The organism is Streptomyces sp. PA03-1a, from assembly GCF_033792805.1.
In the GTDB taxonomy this organism is placed as follows: Bacteria; Actinomycetota; Actinomycetes; order Streptomycetales; family Streptomycetaceae; genus Actinacidiphila.
In genome coordinates this window covers 1-12086 of sequence record NZ_JARAVO010000271.1, presented here as the reverse complement: position 1 = coordinate 12086, position 12086 = coordinate 1, and the positions used below count along the sequence as shown (strand labels likewise).

The 12086-nt window shown below is 72.9% G+C and carries 9 protein-coding genes; 2 read left to right on the top strand and 7 right to left on the bottom strand.

The features are described from left to right. Nucleotides 1-18 precede the first annotated feature (18 nt). The gene (locus tag PV341_RS38955; protein ID WP_500325044.1) at nt 19-1056 is read left to right on the top strand and encodes a hypothetical protein; all 1038 of its coding nucleotides are present in this window, start codon (nt 19-21) and stop codon (nt 1054-1056) included. Here PV341_RS38955 and PV341_RS38950 read toward each other — a convergent pair. The 5 genes from PV341_RS38950 to cobF all read right to left on the bottom strand — a co-directional run bounded on the left by PV341_RS38950 (nt 1005) and on the right by cobF (nt 6210). Further along, nucleotides 1005-2273, bottom strand: coding sequence for an NAD(P)/FAD-dependent oxidoreductase (locus PV341_RS38950; RefSeq protein WP_500325046.1), 1269 nt, complete (start codon nt 2271-2273; stop codon nt 1005-1007). The genes PV341_RS38955 and PV341_RS38950 overlap by 52 nt on opposite strands. Beyond that, nucleotides 2270-2710 (bottom strand): GtrA family protein, encoded by a 441-nt coding sequence (locus tag PV341_RS38945; protein WP_500325048.1) that lies wholly within the window; start codon nt 2708-2710, stop codon nt 2270-2272. The genes PV341_RS38950 and PV341_RS38945 overlap by 4 nt, the downstream gene beginning before the upstream one ends. Beyond that, on the bottom strand, nt 2697-3701 hold the full coding sequence (locus tag PV341_RS38940) for a glycosyltransferase family 2 protein (protein ID WP_499510464.1): 1005 nt from the start codon (nt 3699-3701) through the stop codon (nt 2697-2699). Before PV341_RS38940 ends, PV341_RS38945 begins: the two co-directional genes overlap by 14 nt. A 213-nt stretch (nt 3702-3914) precedes the next feature. Then, the gene (locus PV341_RS38935; protein WP_500360273.1) at nt 3915-5342 is read right to left on the bottom strand and encodes an MFS transporter; all 1428 of its coding nucleotides are present in this window, start codon (nt 5340-5342) and stop codon (nt 3915-3917) included. 100 nt (nt 5343-5442) lie between these two features. Continuing rightward, a complete protein-coding gene (cobF, locus tag PV341_RS38930) occupies nt 5443-6210 on the bottom strand; it encodes a precorrin-6A synthase (deacetylating) (protein WP_500325051.1) in 768 nt (255 codons plus the stop codon). A 448-nt stretch (nt 6211-6658) separates the two neighbouring features. Between cobF and PV341_RS38925 the strand changes: the two genes are divergently transcribed. After that, complete coding sequence (locus PV341_RS38925) at nt 6659-7462, top strand: CAP domain-containing protein (protein ID WP_500360272.1); 804 nt, start codon at nt 6659-6661, stop codon at nt 7460-7462. Between the two features lie 66 nt (nt 7463-7528). Here PV341_RS38925 and PV341_RS38920 read toward each other — a convergent pair whose 3' ends face one another. After that, a complete protein-coding gene (locus PV341_RS38920; protein ID WP_500360271.1) occupies nt 7529-8812 on the bottom strand; it encodes a glycoside hydrolase family 18 protein in 1284 nt (427 codons plus the stop codon). 133 nt (nt 8813-8945) lie between these two features. Next, nucleotides 8946-11942 carry a glycoside hydrolase family 2 TIM barrel-domain containing protein gene (locus PV341_RS38915; protein ID WP_500360270.1) on the bottom strand — a complete coding sequence of 999 codons (2997 nt, stop codon included), beginning with the start codon at nt 11940-11942 and terminating at the stop codon, nt 8946-8948. Nucleotides 11943-12086: the final 144 nt, after the last annotated feature.

Below are 12086 nucleotides of genomic sequence, written 5' to 3'. Positions count from 1 at the left end.
GGGCGGAATGATGGGCGGGTGACGTTCCTGGAGGTCGCCTGCGACGAGTCGGGCTCGGACGGCGAGAACCTGATCGGCGGGAACACGGACGTCTTCGCACACGCGGGCGTGTGCGTCGCGGGCGACGCGGCGGCCCGGGCGCTGCGGGAGGTGCGCGAGCGGATCCGCTCGCCCGCCGAGGAGTACAAGGCGAACCATCTGCTGCGCGAGAAGCACCGGGCGGTACTGGAGTGGTTCCTGGGGCCGGCGGGGCCGCTGGGCGGGAAGGCCTCGGTGCACCTCGTCGACAAGGCGTGGTTCGTGGTCGTGGCGGTCGTCGACGTGCTGGCCCCGGGGCCGCCCGCGGCGGCGCGGGCGGCCGTGCTGTACCGCGAGGGGCGCCGCACCGTGGACGCGGAACGGTGGCGCCCTTTCCTCCGGGCCTCCAACGAACTGGCGCGGACCAGGAACCACGAGGCGGGGCCGGCGCCCGTCGACCCGTTCTTCCGGGCCCTGGAGGCGCTGGGTCCGGCCGACGGCGGTGACGGCGCCCTGGCCGGGGTCATCGAGGTGCTGCGGCGGGCCAGGCCGCGGGCGGAGGCGTTCCGCGCGCGGCTCGCACAGGCACCGGAGGCCGTGGAACCGCTGGACCCGCTCTTCCCCGCGCTGGAGCGGACGGTGGCGCGCTGGAGCGCGGACGGGGTCCGGGTGCACGTCGTGCACGACCGGCAGAACTCGCTCACCGAGGAACGGATCGCGCGGCTCGGGGCCCGCCTGGCGCCGGACCTGCGGCCGGCGGGGCTGCGGCTGGCCGAGTCGCGCCACGACCCGCGGATCCAGCTCGCCGACTTCCTCGCGGGTGTCGCGCGGAAGCTGGCCTCGGACGAGCTGGCGGGACGCGGCGACCCGGTGCTGACCGGACTGCTGCGCCCCTACGTGGATCCGCTCTCGGTGTGGGGCGACGAACGGAGCTGGTCGCGGCTGGGGCCCGGGCGTCGCCCGGCCGGGCCCCGGCCGCCGGCGTCTCAGCTCGCGCCGATGAGCTTCGTGACGCGGTGCGCCAGCGCGATGGAGTAGCTCTGCCCGCGGTCCTGCGGATAGATCTGCGCCATCGTGGCGAGCGTGACCCGGCTCATGTGGGTGCGGTGCCCCGGGATGAGCGAGCGGTACTCGGGGGTCACGACCGGCTGGGCGAAGGGGGCACGCGAGAAGTGCCACTCCTGGATCCACGAGCGGTCGAAGTCCGGGTTGAGCCGCTGCAGGTACGGGATGTACCGGTCCAGCACCTCCGCGGGGTCGGTGGTGAACCGCCAGTCGTCCCGCGGCACGTAGTTGCCGACGTAGAGGAGGTGGCGGCCGCCGTACTCCTCGCGGTCGACCATCTGCGTGTGCTCCACGACGGCCAGGAACGGGAAGTCCGGGTCGTTGATGTTGAGCCAGTAGTACGGGATCACGCTGCGGTCGACCTCGAGCACGAAGCAGGTGGCGCCGAGGTACTGGTTGCGCCACACGGCGTCGTCGGAGGGGACGTCCGCGGCCTTGGCGAAGACCGGCTGCGGGACCGTGACGATGAGCTGGTCGAAGGCGTAGGACGCACCGTCGCCGGTGGTCACCGTGACCTGCTCGGCACCCTCGGGCTGGCGGATGGTCTCCACCTTCTTGCCGAACTCGACCTTGCCGCCGCGGGCGGCGACGGCGTCGCGCAGTGCCGCGTACACGCGCTCGAAGCCGCCGTGCACGTAGCCGAGTTCGAAGGTGCGGCAGTGCACGCGGGCCCACAGCCACGCCATGGAGACCTCGTCGGCCCGGTCGCCGAACTTGCCGCGCAGCAGCGGCTCCCAGATGGTTTCGGTGGCCTTGCGGCCGGCCCGGCGGCGCAGCCAGTCCAGGGCGGTGAGGTCGTTGTAGCGCTCACCGCTGCGGACGGCCTTGAGCAGCGCGGAGGAGGCACCGAAGCGCACGCCGTCGACCAGCGAGAAGGAGGGGAAGCGCAGCATCTCCAGCGGGGTGCTGAAGGGGTGCAGTTCGCCGTCCCGGTAGACGCCGGTGGTGGGCTTGTGGAAGCGCAGGTCGTCGCCGAGGCCGAGCTCCTCGATGAGCTCGATGATGTCCCGGTCGCTGCGGAAGATGTGGTGGTAGTACCGCTCCAGCGGGACGCCGCCGATGGGGATCGACGCCGCGAGTCCGCCCAGCTCGTCGGCCGCTTCGAGCACCGTGACCTGGTGTCCGGCCTTGACCGCGTCGTAGGCGGCGGTCAGGCCGGTGGCGCCGGCACCGATGATGCCGAGATTCATCCGAAACTCCACTTCCTGTTGAGCACGAACTGGGTGGCCAGCACCAGCGGCAGCGAACCCGCCTTGACGATGTTCGCGTCGACGCCCAGCCAGCTGGTGAAGACCTGGAACAGCACGTAGGTCAGGGCGATGCCGGTGACGCCGACCGCGTAGAAACGCAGGAAGCGCACGAACAGCCGGTCCCGCTTGTCGAACGTGAAGATCGCGTTGAGCACGAAGTTGTTGGTGATGCCGAGGCTCGTGCTGATGATGTTGGCGACCTGCTCGTCGAGGCCGAGCACGTTGAAGAGCAGTAGGAAGGCCACGAGGTCGAGGGCGACGCCGCTGCCGCCGACCAGCGCGTAGCGGATCAGCTGCCGCAGGTCCGCCCGCCGGTCGGGACCTGCCGGAGCCGGGGCCGCGGTGTCCGCGTCCCCGGCCGCCTCAGTCGCCGTCATGCCGCAGGACCTCGCGCACGATGTACAGCGGCCGGTTCTGCGCCTCGCTGTATATGCGTCCTATGTAGCTGCCGAGCACCCCGATGGCGAGCATCTGGGTACCGCCGAGGAACAGGGTGACGACCATGAGCATGGTCCAGCCGGACACCGTGATGTCGGGCCGGAAGATCTTCATGCCCAGCGCGTACACGATGCCGGCGAGGGAGAGGGCGAGCACGAGGAAGCCCAGCCGGCTGATCAGCCGCAGCGGGACGGTGGAGAAGCTCGTGACGCCGTCGATGGCGAGGCGGGCCATCTTCCGCAGCGGGTACTTGGTCTCCCCGGCGAAGCGCTCGTCGCGGTCGAACTGGACCTCGGTCTGCCGGAACCCCATTGAGGCGACCATGCCGCGCACGAAGCGGCTGCGCTCACGGAAGCGGCGCAGCTCGTCGGCCGCCCGCCGGTCCAGGAGCCGGAAGTCGCCGGTGTCGAGCGGGATGTCCACCTCGGCCCAGCTGCGCAGGATGCGGTAGAACGCGTGCGCGGTGGTGCGCTTGAAGATCGTGTCGCGGCGGGTGCGGCGGCGCGCGTGGACGATCTCGGCACCGGCGCGCCAGGCGTCGACCAGCTCCAGGCTGATCTTCGGCGGGTCCTGGAGGTCGGTGTCCATGATGATGACGGCGTCGCCGGTGGCCTCGTCCAGGCCGGCGGTGATGGCGATCTGGTGGCCGTAGTTCCGGGCGAAGTCGACCACCCGCACCCGGGGGTCGTTCTTCGCCAGGTCCCTGAGGATGGTCAGGGAGCCGTCGGCGGAGCCGTCGTTGACGTACACGATCTCGTAGCGGAATTCCGGCCGCCCGGCGAGGGCCTTGGCCAGCTCCTCGTGGAAATGGCGGATGCCGTCCTGCTCGTTGTACACGGGGAGGATGTACGAGATCAGTGCCGTTCCGCCCGATTCCGGCGCCGGCTGCGGGATCACGGCGGTCGCGGATTCAGCGGTCTGCGTCGTCACCGTCGGTCCTCCGCACCGTGCACTGCGCACTCATGGGGATTCTCAAACATTTGTCGAACCTATGGATCGACTCTTAATTGAAGGCGAACAAAGGCTTTCCGGAGCGACGCGCCGAGTTGACGGCAGAGCGGCACTCAGGTCACGGAATAGCCAGTTCCGGCAGGTGGTGACGGCGTGGTGGGACGCAGGGCGCGTGGCGCCGTCCCCGTGCGATCAGCGCGCTGGGGCGGGCCGGGCCTTCCGGGGTACGCACCGCAGGGCCAGGGCCGCGGCGGTCAGGTAGGCGAGGGCGCCGGCGGCCATGGCGAGCCGCAGCCCCGTGCCGTGGTCGGCGGCGGTGGCGAGGAGGGTGCCGCCGAGGGCCACACCGGCGGTGCTGCCGATCTGGCGGGCGGTGTTGAACAGGGCGGAGGCGGTCCCGAAGTAGCCGGGGGGCGCGGCCGCCATGACGGTGGTGGTGGTGCCGGTGAGGGCGAAGGAGGTGCCGAAGCCCGCGGCCATCATGGGGGCGACGAGCAGCGGGTACGCCGGGTCGGGCCCCGCCGCGGCCCAGCCGGCGAGCCCGAGGGCGCCCAGCAGCATGCCGGTGACGACCAGCGGACGGTCCCCGGTCCTGCGGGCCAGCCGCCCGGACAGGACGGAGGCGAACATCGTCGTCGCCACGGCCGGGAAGAGGGCGAGGCCGGTACCGAGGGCGCTGTAGCCGCGCTGGTGCTGGAAGGAGACGCTGGCGGTGAACACCATGCCGTAGAAGGCGAAGTTGAAGAGCAGCCCGGTCAGCGAGCCGCCGCCGACCGCCCGGGAGCGCAGCATGTGCGGTGGGACCGCGGGCGAGCGGGCCAGCCGCTCGCGCACCGCGAACGCCACGACGGCCAGAAGCGCCAGGCCGGCGCCGGCGAGGACCGCCGGATCGGACCACCCGCGCCGCCCGGCTTCGTTGAGGACGGCGGTCAGCAGGGCGACCGCGGCCACGACGGCGCACTGCGCGGGCAAGTCCAGGGCCCGGTCGGCGCGCCGGCGCGAGGGCGCGACGTGCCGCAGCGTCAGCGCCAGACAGGCGACGCCGACGGGCAGGTTGACCAGGAAGACCCACCGCCAGCCCACCGTGGACACGAGCAGCCCGCCCAGCAGCGGGCCCGCGGAGGCCGCGATGCCGGCCATCGAGCCCCACAGCCCGACGGCGCGCGATCGCGCGGCGGGGACGGGGTAGGCCTGCTGGAGCAGCGCGAGGGAGCCGGGCACGATCAGCGCCGCGCCGAGTCCCTCGGCCAGCCGCGCGGCGACCAGGGACGGGGCGTCCGGCGCGAGCGCGCAGGCGGCCGAGGACACCGTGAACACGGCCACGCCGGTGCAGAAGACGCGGCGGTTGCCCAGCCGGTCGCCGAGGGCCCCGCCGGTGAGCAGCAGCCCGGCGAACACCATCGTGTAGCCGTCGGTGATCCACTGGATCCCGGTGAGCGAGGCCGACAGTTCGCGGCCCACCACGGGCACGGCGACGTTGATGACGGTCACGTCCAGGATGACCATGAAGTAGCCGGCGCACACCGCGAGCAGCGGTGCCCGTGACCACGGCCCGGCGTCCGGGCCCGGCGCGCCGGCGGGCCCGGGCTCCTCACCGGCGGCCGCCTCCGCGAACGGCACGTCCTCGACCTCATCCCGTACGCAGGGGTTCAGTACCGGATGTCACAGTAAGGGGTGTCCGGTCCCGGTTGCGGGACCGGCCGCGCGCGCTGCGCGTGGCTCACCTCGGCCCGCCGCGGCGCCGGCGCAGCAGGTAGGTGTCCATGATCCAGCCCTTGCGTTCCCGGGCCTCGGTGCGCGCCCGGAGGATGCGCTCGGAGGTCTCGGCGAGCGGGCCGGAGACGAGGATCTCGTCCTCGGTGCCGAGGTAGGCGCCGTAGTGGATGTCCAGGCCCTCGGGGTCGAGGCCGGCGAAGGCGGCGCCGCCGTCGAGCATGACCACCACGTCGTCGGCGTCCTCGGGGAACCCCTCGGCGAGGCGGCGGCCGGTGGTGATCTGCAGGGGGCGCCCGACCCGGGTGAGGGTGAGGCGGTGGCGGGCCGCGAGGGCGGCGACGCTGCTGATGCCGGGAACGACCTCATGGGTGAAGGAACCCGGCCGGCGGGCCAGGACCTCCTCGACGACGGCGATCACGCTGTCGTAGAGGGAGGGGTCGCCCCAGACCAGGAAGGCGCCGGTCTCGCCGGGGCCGAGGTGGGCGTCGAGGAGTCCGGCCACCAGGTCGGCGCGGCGGCGCCGCCAGTCCTCGACGGCCTCGGCGTAGCCGGGGGCGGTGCGGTCGCGCTCGGCGTCGGGGACCTCGACGAGGCGGTGGCCGCGGCGCGCGTGCTCGTCCAGCATCCGCCGGCGCAGGCGGATCAGGTCCTGGCGTTCCTCGGGTTTCCCGAGGACGAGGAAGACGTCCGTACGGCCGATCGCCTTGACCGCCTGAAGGGTGAGGTGTTCGGGATCGCCCGCGCCGATGCCGATGACGAGGATGTGTCGCATGCGGTGATTGTGCCCTGCGGTGTGCCCGTGACGGCCGTCGCGGCAACTGTTCCCGGGGCGTCCCGTGATGTCCCTCACGCTGGATCGGGTGGTTACGGTGCGACTTAGTAGCGGGCGTCCACGCGGCATATAACATCTATCCGTGACGGAATGGGACATAATTCGCACAGGGGGGCGACGGTATCCGATCCGTACGGCGTCATGGGCCTCTCCCGGGGTGGGGACAGCGATCTGAGGGCCCATCAGGTCTCTTCCGCACCGTGGCTCCGGCGGCGCGGCACGCTCACCCGCCGGGCGCAAGAGGCACCGCGGCTACGAGTCCGCGTAGTACCGATCTTTCATTGCCCGATGTTCGGGACGGTCCACACAATGGCCGGGCCCGCCAGCCGTCACGGCAGCTCAGGTGGGTTGTGAACACGCACGCCGAACCCTGGAGTGAGGTCACGCAATGACGAAGCACCGCCGGATGAAGCCCTTCCGGAAGATCACCGTCGCCGCCCTCGCCGTCGCCGCCGTGGGTGTGCCCTCGGTGGCCATGGCTTGCGTCGGCGGCCAGCATGGCCCGCAGTACAGCGGGTCCCAGGGCCGGGGCGACCAAGGTCAGGGTGGCCAGGCCCAGGGCCAGGGCCGCTGGAACCACGCCTCGTGGGGCGGGTCCTGGAAGGGGTCCGCCGACGGGTCCGCCGACGGCACGTGGACGCAGGGCGGCCAGTGGGGCGGGAAGCCGTCCTGGGCACCCTCCGCGGCACCCTCGGCCCCCGCCTCCGCGCCCTCGGCCCCCGCCTCCGCGCCCTCGTCGGCACCGTCGTCGGCGCCCTCGTCGGCACCGTCCGCCGCACCGGCCTCCCCGGCCGCGGGTCCCGGAGCCACGCTGACGGGAGCCTCGGCCACCGTGCTCGACATGGTCAACCAGGAGCGGGCGAAGGCCGGCTGCACCGCCCTGAAGGTCAACGCCAAGCTGAACCAGGCCGCGCAGGACCACAGCAAGGACATGGCCTCGCACCAGAACATGTCGCACACCGGTTCCGACGGTTCGTCCCCCGCCGACCGTATCTCCTCGGCGGGCTACGACTGGAGCAGCTACGGCGAGAACGTGGCCTACGGCTACTCCTCCGCCTCCAGCGTGATGAGCGCATGGATGGCCAGCCCGGGCCACAAGCGGAACATACTGGACTGCTCGTACAAGGAGATAGGGATCGCGCTGGCGCAGCCCGGCAACTACTGGACGCAGGACTTCGGCGCCGCGCGCTGAAGCAGGACGCCGGGAGGACCGGCCGCCCCCGTGGCGGCCGGGCCTCCCGGCGTACGTGCGGTGGGATCAGCGCAGACCGCGGCCGAGCGCGTTGATCAGCTCACCGTTGGTGGTGTCCCCGCTCAGTTCCCAGAAGAAGGCGCCGCCGAGGCCCTGCGACTTCACCCAGGCCGCCTTGCCGCGGAGGGTGAGCGGCGTGTCGTAGCTCCACCACTCGTCGCCGCAGCGGGCGTACGCGGTGCCGGCGACACTGCGCGTGGCCGGGCAGCGGGTCTTGAGCACCTTGTAGTCCTCGCTGCCCGCCTCCCAGGTGCCGGGGGCGGGGCCGGTGGCGTCGCCGCCGGGCGCCGTCCGCGTCACACCGGTCCAGCCGCGGCCGTAGAAGCCGAGGCCCAACAGGAGCTTGCGGGCCGGGATGCCGAGGCCACGCAGCTTGCGGATGGTCGCCGCCGCGTTGGAGGTCTTCTCCGGGATGCCGCGGTAGGAGGTGAGCGGCGAGTGGGGGGCGGTCGGGCCGGTGGCCGACCAGGTGCCGAAGTAGTCGTAGGTCATCGGGTTGTACCAGTCGACGTACTTCGCGGCGCCCGCGTAGTCGGCGGCGTCGATCTTGCCGCCGTCCGAGGCGTCGGCGGTGATGGCGGCGGTGACCAGGTTCTTCTTGCCGAAGCGGTGGCGTACCGCGGCCATCAGGTCCGTGTACGCGGTCGGGCCGCTGGTGTCGCAGGACATGCCGCAGGCGTTCGGGTACTCCCAGTCGATGTCGATGCCGTCGAAGACGTCGGCCCAGCGCGGGTCCTCGACGAGGTCGTAGCAGGAGTCGGCGAAGGCCTTCGGGTCGGCCGCGGCCTGGCTGAAGCCGGGCGACCAGGTCCAGCCGCCGAAGCTCCACAGGATCTTGATGTCCGGGTACTGCTTCTTGAGCTTGCGCAGCTGGTTGAAGTTCCCGTGCAGCGCGCCGTCCGCGGTGCCGTCGGCGACGCCGTCGACGCTGCCGGCCGCGTCGTAGGGCTTCTGGTAGTCGGCCCACTCGTCGCCGACGGCGCACTTGCCGTCGCTCACGTTGCCGAAGGCGTAGTTGATGTGGGTGAGCCGCGAGGCCGCGCCCGAGGTGACGATGTTCTTGACGTGGTAGTCGCGGGCGTAGACGCCCCAATCGATGAAGTAGCCGACGACTTTCGACGTGGCTCCCGTGGTGTGCGGGGCGTGGTGGCCGTGGCCGTGGGACGCCGCCGCGGGCGCGGGCTGGGCCGCGGCGGGGCCGGTGACCAGGCTCGCGGTGAGCAGCGCCGTGCCGGCGGCGACGAGGCCGACCAGCGTTCTGCGGAACCGTGATCCCTGCTGTCTGGGCATGGAGTCACCTCTGGTGAGGAAGCGGTCGTGAGCGCGCGTGGATGCGGGGACACCCTAGAAGGACTAGACCAATGGGGTCAATGGTCTGCACCAATTCGGAAGTCCCCGCTCCACGCGGCGTGTTGACCGCCCGTCAGAGCGGCTGCAGCGTCCAGGACCAGCGGTGGGTACCCGGGCCCACCCGGTACACCGGCAGGGTGTCGGGGCCGCAGGAGGCGGTGCCGACCCCGCGGTGGGCGGCGTCCAGATGGACCACGCACGCGGCGCGCGGCACGAGTTCGTCGTGGTGGGCGGCGGCCGTGAGGTCCGCGGCGCGGTAGCGCGTGACGCTCACCTGGCGCGGCACGTCCAGGTGGACGGCGATCCCCGGCGCGGTCGCGGCCCCGGTGAGGGTGAAGCGCCGCACGTCGTGCCGCCCGCCGCTCTCCTGCGGCCTCAGGTACGGCGTGAACAGCGCGTCCACGTCCGACCGGTGGACCCCCACGGTCGCACCCGCGCACCGGTCGGGGTACGTCTCACCGGGGCCCCGCCCGAACCATTCCAGGGTGTCGAGCCCCGCCAACGTCTCGAAGACGGTGCCGACCCGTGGCAGGTCGGCCAGCGCATCCGGCAGCACCGCGGTCTCGTCGACGAGCAGCCCTCCGTTCGGCAGCGGCGTGAGGACCTGCTCGTGGCCGACGGTGCCCGCGCCGTCCGTCGCGTACGCCGAGCGCACCACCACGCTCGCGCCCTCCCTGCCGACCGACACCAGGGTGCGTTCCAGGGCGTGCAGGCCCCAGGCGCGCCAGCGAGCGGCGATGCCGCCCCACTCGTCGTTGTCGGTGGGGGCCCGCCACAGCGTCAGCACGGGCGGCGCGGTGAGCAGCGGATGCCGGAGCAGTCCGGCGTCGTCGAGCTCCACGGCCCCGGCCCCGTCACCGGCGAGCACGGCGCCCGCCCGGGTGAGCAGGTCCCGGTGGTCCTCGGCGAGCACCACCTGCGGGGCGCACACGAGCGTGCCGCGCGGCGCCCACGGCAGGTCCTGCGCCGTCGTGACGCGCAGCGTCAGGTGCGAGTCGCCGTGCGGCAGCAGGCTGGTGGGCAGCGGCACCACCGCGCTCTCCCCGGGCGCGAGGTCCGGGAGCCGGGCAGGGGCGGTGCCGGAGTCGCCGATGTGCCATCGCGCGCTCAGCCACGCCAGGTCCGCGAAGTGCTGCCGGTTGGTGATCCGCGCCTCGCGGCGGTCGGGGGTGAGCTCCAGCCGCAGCGGGGCGGCGATCTCGCGGTGCTCGGCCATCGCGGGCTTGGGCGTCCGGTCGGGCAGGACCAGGCCGTCGGCGCAGAAGGCCCCGTCGTGCGGCGTGTCCCCGAAGTCGCCGCCGTAGGCCCAGCGGTAACCGGGGGCGGTCACCCCGTCGGCGTACGCGTCGGCAGGGGCGTCGGGCCCTGCCGGGCGGCCGGCCCCCTCCCCGGTGAGCCGCTGGAGGATGCCGTGGTCCCGGAACTCCCAGACGAAGCCGCCCTGCAGGCCCGGGGTGGACTCGATGGCCCGCCAGTAGTCGGCCAGGGAGCCGTTGCTGTTGCCCATGGCGTGCGAGTACTCGCACAGGATGAGCGGCTTGGAGTGCGGGCCGGCCGTGATCTCCTCGATGGAGGCGTACATCGGGCAGATGATGTCGCTCGCGGACTGCGCCTCCTCCCAGGCGTCCTTGATCGCGCCCTCGTACTGCACGGGCCGGGTCGGGTCGGTGCGCCGCACCCAGGCCGCGGCGGCGTCGTGGTGGGCGCCGTGATCGCTCTCGTTGCCCAGCGACCAGACCACGACACTGGGGTGGTTGCGGTCGCGCAGCACCATCCGGGCCACCCGGTCGGTGAACGCCCCCAGGTAGCGCGGGTCGTCGGCCAGTTCGTGGGCGTGGTCGTGGGTCTCGATGTCGGCCTCGTCCACGACGTACAGGCCGAGTTCGTCGGCGAGGGAGAGCAGGGCCGGGTCGGGCGGGTAGTGCGCGGTGCGCACCGCGTTGAAGCCGTGCCGCTTCAGCAGGCACAGGTCGGCCCGCATCTCCTCGGCGTCGACCACGCGCCCGGTCAGGGGGTGGAAGTCGTGCCGGTTGACCCCGCGGAAGTAGACCCGGACGCCGTTGACCAGCAGGTCGGCCCCGGAGATCTCCACGCGACGGAACCCGACGCGGTGGCGCGACTCGTCGGCCACGCTGCCGTCCGCCCGGTGCAGCCGCACGGTCAGGTCGTACAGGTGCGGCGTCTCGGCGGTCCACGGCCGGACACCGGGCACCGTGGCCCGGATGCGGGCCTCGCCGAGGAAGTCCGAGACGCGCTCGCTCGCGACGTTGGCCCGCGCGAAGGCCTCGTCGGCGGGGAGCCGCAGGATGCCGTCCGGGGTGCACAGCAGTCCTGACACGCTCCAGCCCGCCGGGAGGGCGCCCTCCCCGCTGCGGACCCGGACCGCGACGTCGAGGGTGCCGCCGGGCACGGCCGTGATCCCCACGTCCGCCAGGTGGAGCGGGTCGGTGGCGTAGAGGTGGACGGAGCGGGTGATGCCGCCGTGCCACCACTGGTCCTGGTCCTCCAGGAAGGTCGCGTCGGACCACTTGACGACCGTCAGGCGCACGGTGTTGCGCTCCCCGGGGCGCACCGCGTGCGTGACGTCGAACTCCGAGGCGAGGTGGGAGTCCTTGCCCACCCCGACGGCGGTGCCGTTGACGTGCGCGATCAGCACGCTCTCGGCGGCCCCGACGTGGAGCACCACCCGCCGCCCCGCCCAGTCGGCGGGCACGTCGGCCTCCCGCTCGTACACCCCGGTCGAGTTGCGTCCGGACGGCGGTGAGGGTGGCAGGTCGGGGAAGGGCATCGTCACGTTGGTGTAGTGCGGCAGGTCGCGCACGCCGTGGATGTCCTCGAAGTCCTGGACGGTCCAGCAGCCGGGCACGTCCGTCTGCGCCCAGCGGCCGGCAAGGGGGGTGCGCGGCGTGGGCAGCAGCTGGAAGCGCCAGCGCCCGTCCAGCGCTACGCGGGGCGCGTCGGGGCGGACGACGGCGTGCATGGGGAGCCGGCGCCATCCGGTCAGCTCGGGGGCGTCCCACGGGTCGATCGGAACGGCGGGCTCTGCGCTTGCGGGGCGGCGGTCCTGCATGGGGCTTCCCTCCCGGGAGCGGTCGGTTCGCGGTGGGGCGCGGTGACGGCGGGCCGCGTGGGGACGAGGACCGGGGCGGCGTCGCCGGAGGTGGCCCGGCGGCCGCGGGCCGGGGCCCGCGGTGCGGCGCGATCGGCGCCGGGG